Source organism: Streptomyces sp. NPDC000941 (assembly GCF_053599555.1).
The window spans coordinates 35,453-50,314 of the sequence record NZ_JBSFMM010000001.1 but is presented as its reverse complement, the minus strand read 5'-3'; the positions used below and the strand labels follow the sequence as shown (position 1 = coordinate 50,314).

Annotated in this window: 13 protein-coding genes and 1 riboswitch; of the genes, 6 read left to right on the top strand and 7 right to left on the bottom strand. The window is 69.5% G+C overall.

The window, feature by feature from the left end:
• Positions 1-73: 73 nt before the first annotated feature.
• A complete protein-coding gene (cas6e, locus tag ACWDSL_RS00230) occupies positions 74-736 on the top strand; it encodes a type I-E CRISPR-associated protein Cas6/Cse3/CasE (RefSeq protein ID WP_450480083.1) in 663 nt (220 codons plus the stop codon).
• Between the two features lie 326 nt (positions 737-1,062).
• On the opposite strand, the gene ACWDSL_RS00225 is transcribed toward cas6e, so the two are convergent.
• From ACWDSL_RS00225 to gcvT, 6 genes are all read right to left on the bottom strand, one after another.
• Positions 1,063-1,617 (bottom strand): Uma2 family endonuclease, encoded by a 555-nt coding sequence (locus ACWDSL_RS00225; protein WP_450480081.1) that lies wholly within the window; start codon positions 1,615-1,617, stop codon positions 1,063-1,065.
• A 312-nt stretch (positions 1,618-1,929) separates the two neighbouring features.
• Positions 1,930-2,220, bottom strand: a complete 291-nt coding sequence (locus ACWDSL_RS00220; protein WP_450480079.1) for a hypothetical protein — start codon at positions 2,218-2,220, stop codon at positions 1,930-1,932.
• Positions 2,221-2,569: 349 nt separating this feature from the next.
• Positions 2,570-3,964: an L-serine ammonia-lyase gene (locus ACWDSL_RS00215; RefSeq protein WP_450480077.1), complete on the bottom strand. Its 1,395-nt coding sequence runs from the start codon at positions 3,962-3,964 to the stop codon at positions 2,570-2,572.
• A 93-nt stretch (positions 3,965-4,057) separates the two neighbouring features.
• Positions 4,058-5,323, bottom strand: a complete 1,266-nt coding sequence (gene glyA, locus ACWDSL_RS00210; protein ID WP_450480075.1) for a serine hydroxymethyltransferase — start codon at positions 5,321-5,323, stop codon at positions 4,058-4,060.
• A gap of 24 nt (positions 5,324-5,347) precedes the next feature.
• Positions 5,348-5,728, bottom strand: coding sequence for a glycine cleavage system protein GcvH (gcvH, locus tag ACWDSL_RS00205; protein WP_450480073.1), 381 nt, complete (start codon positions 5,726-5,728; stop codon positions 5,348-5,350).
• Between the two features lie 137 nt (positions 5,729-5,865).
• Positions 5,866-6,987: a glycine cleavage system aminomethyltransferase GcvT gene (gene gcvT / locus ACWDSL_RS00200; RefSeq protein WP_450480071.1), complete on the bottom strand. Its 1,122-nt coding sequence runs from the start codon at positions 6,985-6,987 to the stop codon at positions 5,866-5,868.
• Between the two features lie 159 nt (positions 6,988-7,146).
• Positions 7,147-7,257, bottom strand: a riboswitch (glycine riboswitch).
• 262 nt (positions 7,258-7,519) lie between these two features.
• Here gcvT and ACWDSL_RS00195 point away from each other — a divergent pair.
• Complete coding sequence (locus tag ACWDSL_RS00195) at positions 7,520-8,212, top strand: AAA family ATPase (protein ID WP_450480069.1); 693 nt, start codon at positions 7,520-7,522, stop codon at positions 8,210-8,212.
• 28 nt (positions 8,213-8,240) lie between these two features.
• On the opposite strand, the gene ACWDSL_RS00190 is transcribed toward ACWDSL_RS00195, so the two are convergent.
• Entirely contained in the window at positions 8,241-9,578 is a 1,338-nt protein-coding gene (locus tag ACWDSL_RS00190) for a hypothetical protein (protein ID WP_450480067.1), read from the bottom strand.
• A gap of 237 nt (positions 9,579-9,815) precedes the next feature.
• Between ACWDSL_RS00190 and ACWDSL_RS00185 the strand changes: the two genes are divergently transcribed.
• The 4 genes from ACWDSL_RS00185 (at position 9,816) to ACWDSL_RS00170 (ending at position 14,779) form a co-directional block, all read left to right on the top strand.
• Positions 9,816-10,637: an enhanced serine sensitivity protein SseB gene (locus ACWDSL_RS00185; protein ID WP_450480065.1), complete on the top strand. Its 822-nt coding sequence runs from the start codon at positions 9,816-9,818 to the stop codon at positions 10,635-10,637.
• Between the two features lie 144 nt (positions 10,638-10,781).
• Positions 10,782-11,558, top strand: a complete 777-nt coding sequence (locus ACWDSL_RS00180) for an enhanced serine sensitivity protein SseB C-terminal domain-containing protein (RefSeq protein ID WP_450480282.1) — start codon at positions 10,782-10,784, stop codon at positions 11,556-11,558.
• A 315-nt stretch (positions 11,559-11,873) separates the two neighbouring features.
• Positions 11,874-12,878 (top strand): ABC transporter permease, encoded by a 1,005-nt coding sequence (locus ACWDSL_RS00175; RefSeq protein WP_358628632.1) that lies wholly within the window; start codon positions 11,874-11,876, stop codon positions 12,876-12,878.
• 134 nt (positions 12,879-13,012) lie between these two features.
• Complete coding sequence (locus ACWDSL_RS00170; RefSeq protein ID WP_450480063.1) at positions 13,013-14,779, top strand: ABC transporter substrate-binding protein; 1,767 nt, start codon at positions 13,013-13,015, stop codon at positions 14,777-14,779.
• Positions 14,780-14,862 lie beyond the last annotated feature (83 nt).

Here is a 14,862-nt window from a genome sequence, read left to right as displayed (position 1 = left end):
TGGTTGGCCGAGTGCAGAGTTTGACGACGCGCTGTTCCTGCTTACTGGACATGGTTGCTGAGCGGGGGTGGCTATGACGTATTTCTCTACGGTCCGGATCAACCCACTGCGGGCCGCTAGCCGGAAGCTCCTGACGAGCCCACGCGCCATGCACGGTGCCGTCATTGGTGGCCTCGCCGACTATTCTGCCGCCGAACGGACGCTATGGCGGGTGGACACATCGAACCCTCGCCGTCCTACGCTGCTCGTGGTGACCGAGTCGAAGCCGGACTGGACGCATGTCGTCGAGCAGGCAGGCTGGCCTGATGCCGACGGCGCCCACTGCGATGTCTACGACTACGAGCCGGTGCTCAATTCTCTCAAGCCGGGACAGAATTTCGCCTTCCTGGTGACCACCAACCCCGTACACAGCGTCCTTCGACAACGCGCCAACACGGAACGTCGCACTACCCGTACCGGGCTGCGCACCGCCGACGCGCAGTTGGCCTGGTTCGCACAGCGTGCGGGCGGTTGGGGCTTTGAACTCGCCGCCGACTCGCTACGTGTCAGCGCCAGCGAACGCCTCAGTTTCGCCAAGAACGGTCGTGGCCCCAAAGTCACCCTCACTACGGCGACCTTCGAGGGCTCCCTCCGCGTTACCGACCCGGACGCTCTGGCTCAGGCACTTCGCTCGGGCCTCGGCCCAGCAAAGGCATACGGCTGCGGTCTTCTGACCCTCTCGCCTGCAACTGCCTGAAGAGGCCCATCGGAGGTTCCATCCTGGAACTATCCCCGCGATGTGCGGGGCGGACGGCGCGATGGCTGCAACACCCGCGCCGAGGTGGAGCTATCCCCGCGTGAGCGGGGAGGACGCCGTATGCCTGACGGCGGAGGGGCCCAACACGGAGCTATCCCCGCATGCGCGGGGCAGACCACTACCGGTTGTACGACCAGCGCACCCGCAAGGAGCTATCCCCGCATGCGCGGGGCGGACCCTTTGTGAGCTGCGACGTTAGCAGACGCGGCTGCCGTATTCGCTCACTTCATGTTGTGGGTACGACCCTCAGGGGAGCACGGGTGCCCTCAGCGGGCATTTGCCTCCGGCTCCAGTGGAGGAAGTTCGTCGAGGTCGAGGGTGAAGGTGCGGCCGTCGGCCAGTGGGATGGGGAGCTTGCCCGTGCCGTATGCGCGTGTGTGGGCCGTGCTGTAGCCGCTCGCGGTGGGCTCGGTGTGCAGGACGACTTCCCGAGCGTAGGGGTCCACGACCAAGTAGATGGGGATGCCGTAGCGGCCGTACTTCGCGGTGCAGTCGTCGTAGTCCTTGCGCGCAGAGGAGGTCGAGACGACCTCCGAAATCAGAAGGACGTCTTCGAAGCTGTAGCGCTTACCCTCTCGGCGTGCGTCCTCGCGCAGGATGGCCAGGTCGGGGGCGGAGTTCTCGTCGGCGGGGAAATCGATGTAGACGTCGGAGGTGACCTTCGCGTGACGGCCGAGGGCGAGTGCCGAGTCGATCTGCATCGACCTGATGGTGCTCGAGTGCTCCTCACTCTGGGGGGTCATGATCACCTTTCCATCGGCCCCGAACAGGACCGTGTAACCCTTGGGGAACTCGGTGCGCACGATCGCGTCGACACTCATGGACGGTGCTCCTTCCCGTGTGCCGTCATAATACGGCGATCAGCGCTGTGTAACCGGGCATACGGTCAAGGGTGACAGTCCGCAGGCTGCGTAGAAGTCGTCGGCTGAGTCGTCTTCGCGGATGCCTGCGGCCACGAGCAACGGACATGGTCCGGACTTCCAGACCGCGCCTCGCTGTCATTGGACTTCGACCTTGAACAGGACCTGGTCGTCGATGGCGCGGACGCGTTCGTGCGGTAGCTCTTCGGTGCCGTCGAACTGTTTCTGGGCTTTGTTCAGCGCAGAGTGGGGCGCGTTCGGTCCATCGGGGCGTTACCTCTCCTCGCCGATCCCACCGAGCCGGTCGATGTCCTCGGCGGAAATGCCCGTCAGCAGTGCGACGCGGGACTTCGTGGTCCCGTCCAGTACGCGCATGGACTCGGCCATGCCTCGTCGGATCTCCTCGCGGCGATGCTCTATGTACAAGCGCACCGCTTCCGCCACCAGATCCTTCTTTGTCACCCCGAGGAAGTGCGCGCCCTCGGTGATCAACTGGTCGGTCTCGAGATCCACCTTCAGAGGAGCTGCCGTGCGTGGCTTCGATTCCGCGGGCTGCGTCGTCATGTCCGAACCTCCAGTACCCCAGGGTACTCCGATACTCGCCAGTGGCGCGGCGGCCAGGCTGCCCGGTGTCGAGGAGGCCGGCGCCCACTTGTCGTCAGCTATTCGGCGAGGCGTCACGGCTGGCTGCGCTGTCGCCGTCCAGCCGACCGGTGAGCTGGTCGGCGTCGTATGCCCCCGACAGCGCTCACCGCCAGGGCCGAGGAAGGCTACTGCCCGAGGCTCCCCGTACTACGGGGGACAGTGCGACCCTGACTCGCGCAAGGGCAGAAGCAACTGCCCGCTGCACCGCAGCCGGAAGGCCGCGGTGAGTGTGACGAACCTCCAGGTCAGGCGCCCGTAGCCCATCCCCTCAGCACTCGATGACGTTGACCGCGAGCCCGCCCCGCGCCGTCTCCTTGTACTTGACCTTCATATCGGCGCCCGTCTCCTTCATGGTCTTGATGACCTTGTCGAGGGAGACGTGGTGCCGTCCGTCTCCGCGCAGTGCCATCCGGGCCGCCGTGACGGCCTTCACCGAGGCCATGCCGTTGCGCTCGATGCAGGGGATCTGGACGAGGCCGCCGACCGGGTCGCAGGTGAGGCCGAGGTTGTGTTCCATGCCGATCTCGGCGGCGTTCTCGACCTGTTCGGGGGAGCCGCCCAGGACCTCGGCGAGGCCGCCGGCGGCCATGGAGCAGGCGGAGCCGACCTCGCCCTGGCAGCCGACCTCGGCGCCGGAGATGGAGGCGTTCTCCTTGAAGAGCATGCCGATGGCGCCCGCGGCGAGGAGGAAGCGGACGATGCCGTCCTCGTCGGAGTCGGGGTCGGAGCCTGGCACGAAGTGCGTGTAGTAGTGGAGGACGGCGGGGATGATGCCGGCCGCGCCGTTGGTGGGGGCGGTGACCACGCGGCCGCCCGCGGCGTTCTCCTCGTTGACGGCCATGGCGTAGAGGGTGACCCACTCCATGGCGCGGGTGGCCGGGTCGCCCTCGGCGCGCAGGGCGCGGGCGGCGGTGGCGGCGCGGCGGCGGACCTTGAGGCCGCCGGGGAGGATGCCCTCGCGGGACATGCCGCGTTCGACGCAGCCGCGCATGACCTGCCAGATCTCCAGCAGACCCGCGCGGATCTCGGCCTCGGTGCGCCAGGCCTTCTCGTTCTCCAGCATCAGGGCCGAGATGGACAGGCCGGTCTCGTGGGACAGCCGCAGCAGCTCGTCGCCGGTGCGGAAGGGGTACTTCAGCACGGTGTCGTCGAGCTTGATGCGGTCCGCGCCGACCGCGTCCTCGTCCACGACGAAGCCGCCGCCGACGGAGTAGTACGTCTTCTCCAGGAGGGGGAGACCTTCGGCGTCGTACGCGAAGAGGGTCATGCCGTTGGCGTGGTACGGCAGCGAGCGGCGGCGGTGCAGGACCAGCTCGGCGGACTCGTCGAAGTCGATCTCGTGCTCGGTGCCGATCTCCGCGCCGAGCAGCCGCAGCCGCTTGCTGGTGCGGATGCGTTCCACCTCGTCGTCGGCGGTCTCGACGTTCACGGTGCGCGGGGAGTGGCCTTCGAGGCCGAGGAGTACGGCCTTGGGGGTGCCGTGGCCGTGGCCGGTGGCGCCGAGGGAGCCGAAGAGCTCGGTGCGTACGGCGGTGGTGTGGGCGAGCAGGCCGTCGTTCTTCAGCCGGCGGACGAATATCCTCGCGGCCCGCATCGGGCCGACCGTATGGGAACTGGACGGGCCGATGCCGATCGAGAAGAGATCGAAGACGGAGATGGCCACCGGTGAACTCCTTGCGTCTGCACGGTGGGTGCGTGCGTGGTGCGGGGTGGGCGGGGGTGCGGGGTGTGCGCCCCCGCCCACCTTCCGGGCCCGTTACTTCTTCAGGTCCGGGTACAGCGGGTGCTTGTCGGCGAGCGCGGTGACGCGCGCCTTCAGCGCCTTCGTGTCGTGGGACGGCAGCAACGCCTCGGCGATGATGTCGGCGACCTCGCGGAAGTCGTCGGCGGTGAAGCCGCGGGTGGCCAGCGCCGGGGTGCCGATGCGCAGACCGGAGGTGACCATCGGGGGGCGCGGGTCGTTCGGGATGGCGTTGCGGTTGACCGTGATGCCGATCTCGTGGAGGCGGTCCTCGGCCTGCCGGCCGTCCAGCTCCGAGTCGCGCAGGTCGACCAGGACGAGGTGGACGTCGGTGCCGCCGGACAGCACGGCCACCCCGGCCTTGGCCACATCGGGCTGGGTGAGCCGGTCGGCCAGGAGCCGCGCGCCTTCGAGGGTGCGCTGCTGGCGCTCCTTGAACTCCTCGCCCGCCGCGATCTTGAAGGCCACGGCCTTCGCCGCGACCACATGCTCCAGCGGACCGCCCTGCTGACCCGGGAAGACCGCGGAGTTGATCTTCTTGGCCAGTTCGGCCGTGGAGAGGATCACGCCACCGCGCGGGCCGCCGAGGGTCTTGTGGGTGGTGGTGGTCACCACATGGGCGTGCGGCACCGGGGAGGGGTGCAGCCCGGCCGCCACCAGACCGGCGAAGTGGGCCATGTCCACCATCAGGTACGCGCCGACCTCGTCCGCGATCCGGCGGAAGGCCGCGAAGTCCAGCTGGCGCGGGTACGCCGACCAGCCCGCGATCACCAGCTTCGGGCGGTGCTCCTTGGCCAGCCGCTCGACCTCGTCCATGTCGACCAGGCCGGTCTCGACGTCCACGTGGTAGGGCACCACGTTGTAGAGCTTGCCGGAGAAGTTGATCTTCATCCCGTGGGTGAGATGACCACCGTGCGCCAGGTTCAGGCCCAGGATGGTGTCACCGGGGGAGAGCAGGGCGAACATCGCGGCCGCGTTCGCCTGGGCGCCGGAGTGCGGCTGGACGTTGGCGGCCTCGGCGCCGAAGAGCGCCTTGACGCGGTCGATGGCGATCTGCTCGACCACGTCGACGTGCTCACAGCCGCCGTAGTAGCGGCGGCCCGGGTAGCCCTCGGCGTACTTGTTGGTCAGGACCGAGCCCTGGGCCTCCATGACCGCGACCGGAGCGAAGTTCTCCGAAGCGATCATCTCCAGGGTGGACTGCTGGCGGTGGAGTTCGGCGTCGACCGCGGCGGCTACGTCCGGGTCGAGCTCGTGCAGGGAGCTGTTGAGAATCGACATCAGGGTCCCGATCGAAGGAGAGGGTCAGTTTTCGGTGAAGGCGGTGTACTCGTCGGCGGAGAGCAGCTCGTCCGGCTCGCCCGTCACCCTCACCTTGAACAGCCAGCCGCCCTCGAAGGGGGCGGAATTCACCAGCGCCGGGTCGTTCACCACGTCCTCGTTGATCTCCGTGACCTCGCCGGTGACCGGCGCGTAAAGATCGCTGACGGACTTCGTGGACTCCAGCTCACCGCAGGTCTCACCCGCGGTGACCGCCGTGCCGACCTCCGGAAGCTGGACGAAGACGACATCGCCGAGCGAGTTGGCCGCGAACTCGGTGATACCGACCGTCGACACACCGTCCTCGCCGGCGGCCGACAGCCACTCGTGCTCCTTGCTGTAACGCAGCTGCTGGGGGTTGTTCATAGGTCCGATTCTCCTGGATATGGGGGAGTGCTTGGGAAACGCGTCTTGCCTGATGGGACAGGCGGTGCGGGCGGGGGCACCGCCCAGCGGTAGCTGGGGGCATGCGCGGGATGGCGCGCCGCCGGCAGGTGACGGGCTCAGCGCCGCTTGTAAAAGGGGAGGGCCACGACCTCGTACGGCTCATGGGTACCGCGGATGTCCACCGACACCCCCGCCGTCCCCGGCGCGGCATGCCCGGCGTCCACGTACGCGATCGCGATCGGCTTGCCGAGGGTCGGCGAGGGCGCGCCCGAGGTGACCTCGCCGATCACCGCGCCGTCCGCGCCGACCACCGCGTACCCGGCGCGCGGGACCCGGCGGCCCGCCGCGACCAGGCCGACCAGCACCCGCGGCGGGTCGGTCTCGGCCCGCCGCGCCGCCGCCTCCAGGGTCTGGCGTCCGACGAAGTCACCGGGCTTGTCGAACTTCACCACCCGGCCGAGCCCCGCGTCGAAGGGCGTGGTGGCGCGGGTCAGCTCATGCCCGTACAGCGGCATCCCGGCCTCCAGGCGCAGCGTGTCCCGGCAGGAAAGACCGCACGGGACCAGCCCGGCCGGGGCCCCCGCCTCGGCCAGCGCCTGCCACAGCCGCTCGGCGTCGCCCGGCGAGACGAACAGCTCGAAGCCGTCCTCGCCCGTGTAGCCGGTACGGGCGATCAGCGCCGGGACGCCCGCGACCGTGCCGGGCAGGCCCGCGTAGTACTTGAGGCCGTCCAGATCGGCGTCGGTCAGGCCCGCCAGGATCGTCGCGGACGCCGGGCCCTGGACGGCGATCAGCGCGTACGCCTCCCGGTCGTCCCGTACGGCCGCGTCCAGGCCCTCGGCGCGCTCGGTGAGCACGTCAAGCACGACCTGGGCGTTCGAGGCGTTGGCGACCACCAGGAACTCCTGCTCGCCGAGGCGGTAGACGATCAGATCGTCCAGGATGCCGCCGTCGGCGTCGCAGATCATGGTGTAGCGGGCGCGGCCGACGGCGAGCGCCGACAGATGGCCCACCAGCGCCCGGTCCAGGGCGGCGCCGGCCTGCGGACCGGTCAGTGTGATCTCGCCCATATGGGAGAGGTCGAAGAGGCCGGCGCGGGTGCGCACCGCGGTGTGCTCATCGCGCTCGCTGCCGTAGCGCAGCGGCATGTCCCAGCCGGCGAAGTCGGTCATGGTGGCGCCCAGCGCGCGGTGCACCGCGTCCAGGGCGGTGCGGCGGGGGCTTGAGGCATGGGGCATGGGTGCTGGCTCCAGGGCGGGACGGCTACGAGGACGACGGGGAACGTGTCCTCCCCATCTGTCATCGGAACCTGAGAGGTTCGCCGTGACCCACTCCTTCGAGCGGTCCGGCTTGCACCGTGGGTGGAGCCACGCCAGCGGCTCGCTTTTCAGATCTGCCTCGTCCACGCGGTATCGGGGCCTGAGAGATTCAAGGGAGGACTTGCTCCTTCGGCGCCCCGGACGGCCGGCACTGCTGCCGGTGGCCGAGGACTCTCCCGCGCGGATTCAAGCGGCCGGTATGGAGTTGCGCGCAACATCATCGCACGTACGCCCGAGAAGGGAAGAGCCGAGCGGGCAGAACCGGTTTCACCCCGGGACACCCGGACTCACAGGGCATGAAGGCCCAGCCCACAGGAATACCACCTTGCTGGACATTACCTTTTCTTGACACTCTTCGGGAACGAGCCGCAGTGACCGACCTAGGAGGACGATCACGGTGCACGGGCAGGGGCAGGGTACGTACGCGACGACGACATGGGGGCCCCTGCCGGTGAGGCAGGGCACGGCGCCGACCGCAGGTGCGCTCAGGCCGGGGCGCAGGGCGCCCGTGCACGATCTGCGCCGCGGCGACGGCGACGGCGACAGCGACGACGGCGGCGGCGGCGGCACGGCCGCGACCGGGCCCGGCGCGCGCGAGCTGCGCTACCGCGCGGGGGACGTGGTGGTCGCCTCCGGGCTGCCCGGCAGCGGCAAGACCACCATGATCGGTCGGGCCGTGCCCCGCCTGGACCAGAGCGGGCACGCCGTACTGCGAGTGGACTCACAGGACACCCGCGAGCGCTGGGAGCGGCGGCTGCCCCGCTGGCTGCCGTACGCCCTCTACCGCCCGCTGGTGCGCTACGCCCACTACGCCGGGCTGCGCCGGGCGCTGCGCTCCGGCGCGAGCGTCGTGGTGCACGACTGCGGCACGCTCTCCTGGGTCCGCCGCTGGCTGGCCCGCGACGCCCGGCGCACCGGCCGCCGGCTGCACATGGTGCTGCTGGACGTGGAGGCCGCGGTGGCCCTGGACGGGCAGGCCGCCCGCGGCCGCGGGGTCTCCCGCTACGCCTTCGGACGGCACCGCCGCGCGGTGGGGCGGCTGGTCGCCGCCGCCGAACGCGGACGGCCGCCCGAAGGCTGCGCCTCGGTGGCGCTGCTGGATCGGGCGGCCGTGAGCGCGCTGCGCCGTATCGGCTTCGAGTGACGCGCGGCGGGATGGTGGAGCGCTGCCGTCAAGGAGCCTCGACGGTCGCCTCGACCGGGTGGGGCAGCGGCATGGGGAGCACGGAGTCGTCCTCGGCCAGCTTGGGCGTGGTGGGCTCGAGAGCGGACAGGGGGCTGGGGGCCGTCGTGCTGGGGCGCTGCGTACCGGGCTTCTTCATGTCCGGTTTCGTGGCGGGCTTCTGAGCGCCGGGCTTGTCGGTGCCGGGCTTCTGGGCGCCGGGCTCGTCGGTTCCGGGCTTGGCGGTGCCGGGGTCCGCGGGGGCGGCGGGCTCGTCGGTGCCGGGCTTGGTGTCGCTGGGCTTGGTGTCGCGCTTCCCCGCCTCCACCTTCTTGGCGTCCTGCTTCTTGCCGTGGTCGTTCTTGGCGTGGTCGTCCTTGGCGTGGTCGTTCTTTCCGTGGTCCTTCTTGCCGTGCTCGTCGTCGCCGGGCTCGGGGGTGGTGTGCTCCGTGGCGGCCGCCATCGTGATGGGCCGGGAGGCGAGCGCGGACGCGTCGTCGGCGAGGGTCGACGCCTCGTCCGGCAGCGGCAGCATCGGGGGCGTCATCGGCTCGCCCATCCCCGGGAGCGGGCCGACGAGGGAGCTGATCAGCTCGATGATGGCGTCGGCGATACGGGGGAGCGCCGCGGCGGCCGCGGCCTCGTCGCCGGCGGCGATGGCGTCCAGCAGGTCGTCGATCGCCCGCTGCAGCGCGTCCAGCGGGTCGGTCGAGACGTCCGTGGGCTGGGCCTGGGGGGTGAGCGGCGGCATCTGGGCCTGTCCCTGCCCGGCGGCCTGCCCCTGTCCGGCCTGCCCCTGTCCGGCCTGTTCCTGATCGGCGGCCTGCGGCGGCACGGTGATCTGGCCCTGGTCCTGACCCTGGCCCTGGTTCTGCCCCTGGTCCTGGTCCTGGCCCTGGTTCTGGCCTTGCTTCTGGCCCTCGTTGGGGTCGTCCGACGGCATCCGGTCGCGAACGTGCTCCCGGCCCTTCTCCTGGACGCGCGCAGACGCCCGCGGAGTCATGGCCGCCTCGGCCGACTTGCGGGCGGCCTTCACCGCGCTGTCGATCGCCGCCGCGTGCTTGACCAGATCGGCCTCGGAGAGCATCCCGTTGGGGGCCTCCTCCACCGCCTTGGCCAGGTCCGTCACCCGCTCGAGGAGGGCCCGCAGATCGTGCATGGCCTGGACCTGGGCGGGACTCATCCGGGTGTCGGCGAGCGCCGCTGGGGTGGGGGCCGGGGCCTTGGAGCCGGCCGAACCCCCGGACCCGGCGGCCGCGGCCGCGGACAGACCTGCGGTGCCGAACAGAAGGGAGCCGGCCATGACGGAGGTGACGAGTACTTCGGCCTTGCGGGACGCGCGGATCATGAGACCTTCCTTCGCTGTGGGTGACGTACGGGCGTACTCGACACCACGGTGCGAAGAGCGCAAACCGTACGCAACTCGACGATTACTGTCCGAAGCGGTCGCAAGTCGCCTGTCTTCGGTCATCGCCCACCTCTCGACCTGGGGATTTGCTGTGGAGATCGACGGCCCCCGATGCCGCCCGGCGATGCAGCCGTTAGGGTGCCTGTGCAGGTCCGACGAGATGGCGGTTGAGCGGAAATGAACATCCCGGAGCAGCACGGTCCAGCACCGGCTCACGGCGGGTTTTCTGACGGTGTGTCCTCTGGAATTCCGGCGTCTCCGGCGTTTGCGGCGTTTCCGGGCAATGAGCTGGAAGAGGTGCTGGTCGCCGCGGTCGACATCCCCGGCGCCGGCGCCCGCATCGTCGAGACCCTGGCCCGCAGCCGGATCTGGGTGCCGCTGCCCAACGGGGGCGGCCCGGACAGCAACGGCCTGGACCTGCCCACCATGGAGATCGAAGGCGGCGCGTATGTGCCGGTGTTCAGCTCCGAACAGCAGTTCCTGCAGATCGTCGGCGCCCATATGGCGTTCACCGTCGCCCCGGCCGTCGAATTCGCCCGCGGTCTGCCGCCCCAGCTCGGTATCGCGGTGAACCCCGGCGGCCCGGTGGGCGTCCCGCTTCCGCCGCTGGCCGTGGCCGAGCTGTGCCGGGCCGGGCGCAGCGAGCTGGACGGTCCGGCCACCGGCGGCCGGGTGCGCCTCTTCGAACCGGACTGGCAGGACGAACCGGTCGACTTCCTGGCCGCCGCCGGGCTCGAGTTCGGCAAGGTGGCCGGGTTGCGGACCGCCCGGCGCGCGCTGGCCAGTGTCGAGGGGGAGCCGCCCGCGCTGTTCGTCGGCGTCGAGCTGGACGTTCCGGGCCCGGAGGGCCAGGCCACCGCCGTGGAAGCGCTCGGCCGCGCGCTCGGCGCCGTGCCGTTGCCGTGGACGGTCCAGCTCGTTCTGCTGGACATCGCGCAGGATCCGGTGACGGACTGGATACGGGAACGGGTGCGACCGTTCTACGACCGTGACCGCTGAGTCGCCCGGGAGACCACTGCAAGGGCCCGTAAGCTGGTTGGATTACTGGTGTCGGGGCGCGGTCGCGCGCCCCTGACCAAGTGTGTGGACAGGCCGAGAGAGGGGCGGACCCAGGTGAGCGCGGGAGGCGGCCACGTCGAGCGGATGCTGCAGCAGGTCGCTCCCGGCCGGTACGACGCCTACGAGTCACTGCTGTACGCGCTCGCCGAAGGCCAGGTCTGGATGCTGCTGTGGCACGGCAGCCCCGGCTCGCCCGACGCGCAGTACGGAAACATGGACGTCGCCGGGCTCGGCTACGCCCCCTGTGTGACCTCCGCCCAGGAGCTCGCCGCCAGCGGCTGGAACCGCGCCCATGAGGTCGTGGGCGGGCGCCAGATCGCGTCCTCCCTCTTCCCCGACCGCTACGGCCTGTGGCTCAACCCGCATGCCCCCGGCGGCGGCGTCGGCATCCCCTGGCTCGATCTGCGCCGAATCGCCCGCGGCCTGGAGCTGTTGCCCGCGGGGCCGCTGCGGCTCAGCGAGCCCGCCATTGAAATCCCCCAGTTCTACGCCCTGTTGGGGCAGAACGCGCACCGCACGGCCGCGGTGCGGTCGCTGCGCCGCGCCTGGGTGCAGCCCGCGCTCGGCGCTCCGTATCTGGCGATCGGGCTCGACCTGTTCGACACCGGCGCCGCCGGGGTGGAGGCGGCGCGGACGATGATGAGCCAGTCGGTCGGCGCGGTGCCCGACGGGCTGCCGGTCTCCACGGTCGCGATGTCCGACGAGTACGACCCCGTGGCCCTGTGGATGCGGGCCAACGCCAGCCCGTTCTTCAACCGTGACGCCTTCGGCGCGGCCCAGCCCGGCCCGCCCGCCCCCTCGTACGGCTATCCGCCGCAGCAGGGCGGCCGTCAGTCCGGGCCCGCCCCGAGCACCTGGTAACACCCCTGTCATACCCCCGTCATCGGCCCCGCCCACCGGACGGCTTGCACCGCTGAGCGGAGTTGCGGTCCGGATAACGGAACACCTCTCGCCACATCACGGTTAGGCATCCATTGCCCGGATGCACTGGCGGGTGATCACGAGCGCGATGAAGACTCCCGCAACGGGAAGTGTCTGTACCTGCGGGTAGTGCGTGCTTCCCCTTCACTAAACTTCCGCACCACGAGCACCATATTCACCTGCGTTTGTGAACCACGCCGCTACAGCGGCAGGTCGTGGGCCGGTCACCACCGGTCGAGAGGGGTCCCCACCACGATGACGGCACCAGTGCACGGCACGAGCACGGATGCGGAACCGGCCGCGCCCGTCGATGTCGCCGCGGATGTAGTCAAGGCCTCGGTCGAGGGCAGGTCGCTGCGCCAGATCGCCTGGATGCGCCTGAAGCGGGACAAGCTGGCGCTGGCCGGCGGGGCCGTGGTTCTCTTCCTGGTGCTGGTGGCCGTCTTCGCGCCGCTGATCGTGAGCCTGCTGGGGCACCCGCCCAACGAGTTCCACCAGGAGGAGATCGACCCGCTGTTCGGCACCCCGAAGGGCTCCTGGGGCGGTATCAGCTCCGACTTCCTCTTCGGTGTCGAACCGTCCAACGGCCGCGATGTGTTCAGCCGGGTTGTCTACGGCGCGCGGATCTCGCTGCTGGTGGCCTTCCTCGCGGCGGTCGTCGCCGTGGTGCTGGGGACTGTCTTCGGCGTCATCGCGGGGTATTTCGGCGGCTGGGTTGACACCGTTATCAGCCGGGTGATGGACATGCTGCTGGCCTTCCCGCAGCTGCTGTTCATCATCTCCCTGGTCTCGGTGCTGCCGAACGATCTGCTGGGGCTGTCCGGCAGCGGGGTGCGCATCGCGATCCTGGTCTCCGTGATCGGCTTCTTCGGCTGGCCGTACGTCGGCCGCATCGTGCGCGGCCAGACGCTGTCGCTGCGCGAGAAGGAGTACGTCGAGGCGGCGCGCAGCCTGGGCGCGGGCCGGCGCTACATCCTCTTCCGGGAACTGCTGCCCAACCTGGTGGCGCCCATCACCGTCTACGCCACGCTGATGATCCCCACCAACATTCTCACCGAGGCGGCGCTCAGCTTCCTGGGCGCGGGCGTGAAGCCACCGACCGCGTCCTGGGGGCAGATGCTCTCCGATGCCGTCGGCACCTACAAGGACGACCCGATGTTCATGATCATTCCGGGTCTGGCGATCTTCATCACCGTGCTGGCGTTCAACCTCTTCGGCGACGGCGTCCGAGACGCCCTCGACCCGAAGGGAACGCGTTGATGGCGCCCCGCGCGACCGCGGCCCAGCCGCACCGAAACGAATCTGCCCCTGCCGCACCGTCAGTCAGGCGGCGGTCACCCGATGGTTCTCCGGCGCCATGCCAAGGACCGATATCCCGGAGGTTGCACGAAACAATGAAACCCCTACGTTCCTCGAGAAGTAGGCGGATCGCCGGTGCGGCGGTCGTCGTCGGGGCCCTGATGGCCACTGCGGCCTGCGGCGGTGACAAGAACGACGACAAGAGCGAGGGCGCCGGGTTCAACGCCGCGACGAAGGGCATCGCCAACGCGTCGACCAAAACGGGCGGCACGCTCAAGTTCATCAACAAGCAGGACTTCGACTCGCTCGACCCGCAGCGGCAGTACTACGGCTTCGCCTGGGACTTCTCGCGCTTCTACGCGCGCCAACTGATCACCTACGCGCCCAAGCCGGGCAAGGCGAGCAACGAGCTGGTCCCCGACCTGGCCACGTCCAACGCCAAGATCAGCGACGGCGGCAAGACGTACACCTACACCCTGCGTGACGGGATCACCTGGGAGGACGGCTCGCCGATCACCTCCCAGGACATCAAGTACGGCATCGAGCGCATCTGGGCCAAGGAACTCATCTCCGGTGGTCCGGCCTATCTGCGCCAGGTCCTGGACCCCGATGGCAAGTACAAGGGCCCGTACAAGGACAAGACCAAGGACAAGCTGGGCCTGAAGGCGATCGAGACGCCGGACGCGAAGACCATCATCTTCCGCCTGCCCAAGCCCAACGGTGACTTCGAGCAGATGCTGGCGATGCCCACCGGCTCGCCCGTGAAGGCGTCCAAGGACACCGGCGCCCAGTACACCAACCAGCCCTTCTCCTCCGGCCCGTACAAGGTCCAGTCGTACAAGCCGGGCAAGGGCGCGGTCCTGGTCCGCAACGACAAGTGGAAGAAGGAGTCCGACCCGATCCGCCCGGCTCTGCCGGACAAGGTCACGGTGGACCTCAACTCCAACCTCGACGCCGTCGACGAGCGGCTGATCAAGGGCGACTACGACGTCTTCCTCAGCGCCACCGGCATGGGCCAGGCCGGCCGCAGCGAGGCGCTCAAGCAGCACAAGGGCAACGTCGACAACCTCGAGACGAGCTTCGTCCGGTACGTGGACTTCGCCACCAAGGTCAAGCCGTTCGACAACATCCACTGCCGCAAGGCGGTCTTCTACGGCGCCGACTACACGTCGCTGCAGACCATCCGCGGTGGCCCGCAGGCCGCCGGTGACATCGCCACCACCATGCTCCCCAAGAGCATCGCGGGCGCGGACGACTACGACCCGTACGGCATCCTGTCGCGCAAGGGCAAGCCGGACGCGGCCAAGGCCAAGGACGAGCTGAAGCAGTGCGGCAAGCCGGGCGGCTTCTCCGCCAACATCGTCGCTCGAACCGACCAGCCGAACGAGGTCAAGGCCGCCGAGGCGCTGCAGGAGTCGCTGGGCAAGGTCGGCATCAAGCTCCAGGTCGAGCCGATCGACGGTGCCTCCTCGGCGAGCATCACCGGCTCCCCCTCGGTGATGAAGAAGCGCAACCTGGGCCTGTCCATGACCGGCTGGGGCCCCGACTTCCCGACCGGTCAGGGCTTCGAGCAGCCGCTGATCGACGGCCGCTTCATCCAGCAGACCGGTAACTACAACGTCTCCGAGACCAACGACCCGAAGATCAACGGACTCTTCGACACGGCGCTCAAGGAGACGGACCCCGCCAAGGCCGGCGAGTCCTACAAGGAGATCAACCACAAGATCGCCGACCTCGCCGTGCAGATGCCCTTCCTCTACGAGAAGAACATCACCTGGCGCAGCTCCCGGCTGACGAACGCCTTCTCTTCGGCGGCCTACAACGGCCGTTACGACTACTCCCAGCTCGGCGTCGTCAAGTGATGGTTCGCCAAGCGACCGTCACACCCCACCATCGCCGAACCGTATAGGCCCGAAGGGCAGGTGATGGCCGCGGGTGGTGGTCC

Coding starts and splice junctions, on each gene's coding strand:
- cas6e (WP_450480083.1), top strand. CDS start 74: ATGACGTATTTCTCTACGGTCCGGATCAACCCACTGCGGGCCGCTAGC.
- ACWDSL_RS00225 (WP_450480081.1), bottom strand. CDS start 1,617: ATGAGTGTCGACGCGATCGTGCGCACCGAGTTCCCCAAGGGTTACACG.
- ACWDSL_RS00185 (WP_450480065.1), top strand. CDS start 9,816: ATGAACATCCCGGAGCAGCACGGTCCAGCACCGGCTCACGGCGGGTTT.
- ACWDSL_RS00180 (WP_450480282.1), top strand. CDS start 10,782: ATGCTGCAGCAGGTCGCTCCCGGCCGGTACGACGCCTACGAGTCACTG.
- glyA (WP_450480075.1), bottom strand. CDS start 5,323: ATGTCGATTCTCAACAGCTCCCTGCACGAGCTCGACCCGGACGTAGCC.
- ACWDSL_RS00190 (WP_450480067.1), bottom strand. CDS start 9,578: ATGATCCGCGCGTCCCGCAAGGCCGAAGTACTCGTCACCTCCGTCATG.
- ACWDSL_RS00175 (WP_358628632.1), top strand. CDS start 11,874: ATGACGGCACCAGTGCACGGCACGAGCACGGATGCGGAACCGGCCGCG.
- gcvT (WP_450480071.1), bottom strand. CDS start 6,987: ATGCCCCATGCCTCAAGCCCCCGCCGCACCGCCCTGGACGCGGTGCAC.
- gcvH (WP_450480073.1), bottom strand. CDS start 5,728: ATGAACAACCCCCAGCAGCTGCGTTACAGCAAGGAGCACGAGTGGCTG.
- ACWDSL_RS00220 (WP_450480079.1), bottom strand. CDS start 2,220: ATGACGACGCAGCCCGCGGAATCGAAGCCACGCACGGCAGCTCCTCTG.
- ACWDSL_RS00170 (WP_450480063.1), top strand. CDS start 13,013: ATGAAACCCCTACGTTCCTCGAGAAGTAGGCGGATCGCCGGTGCGGCG.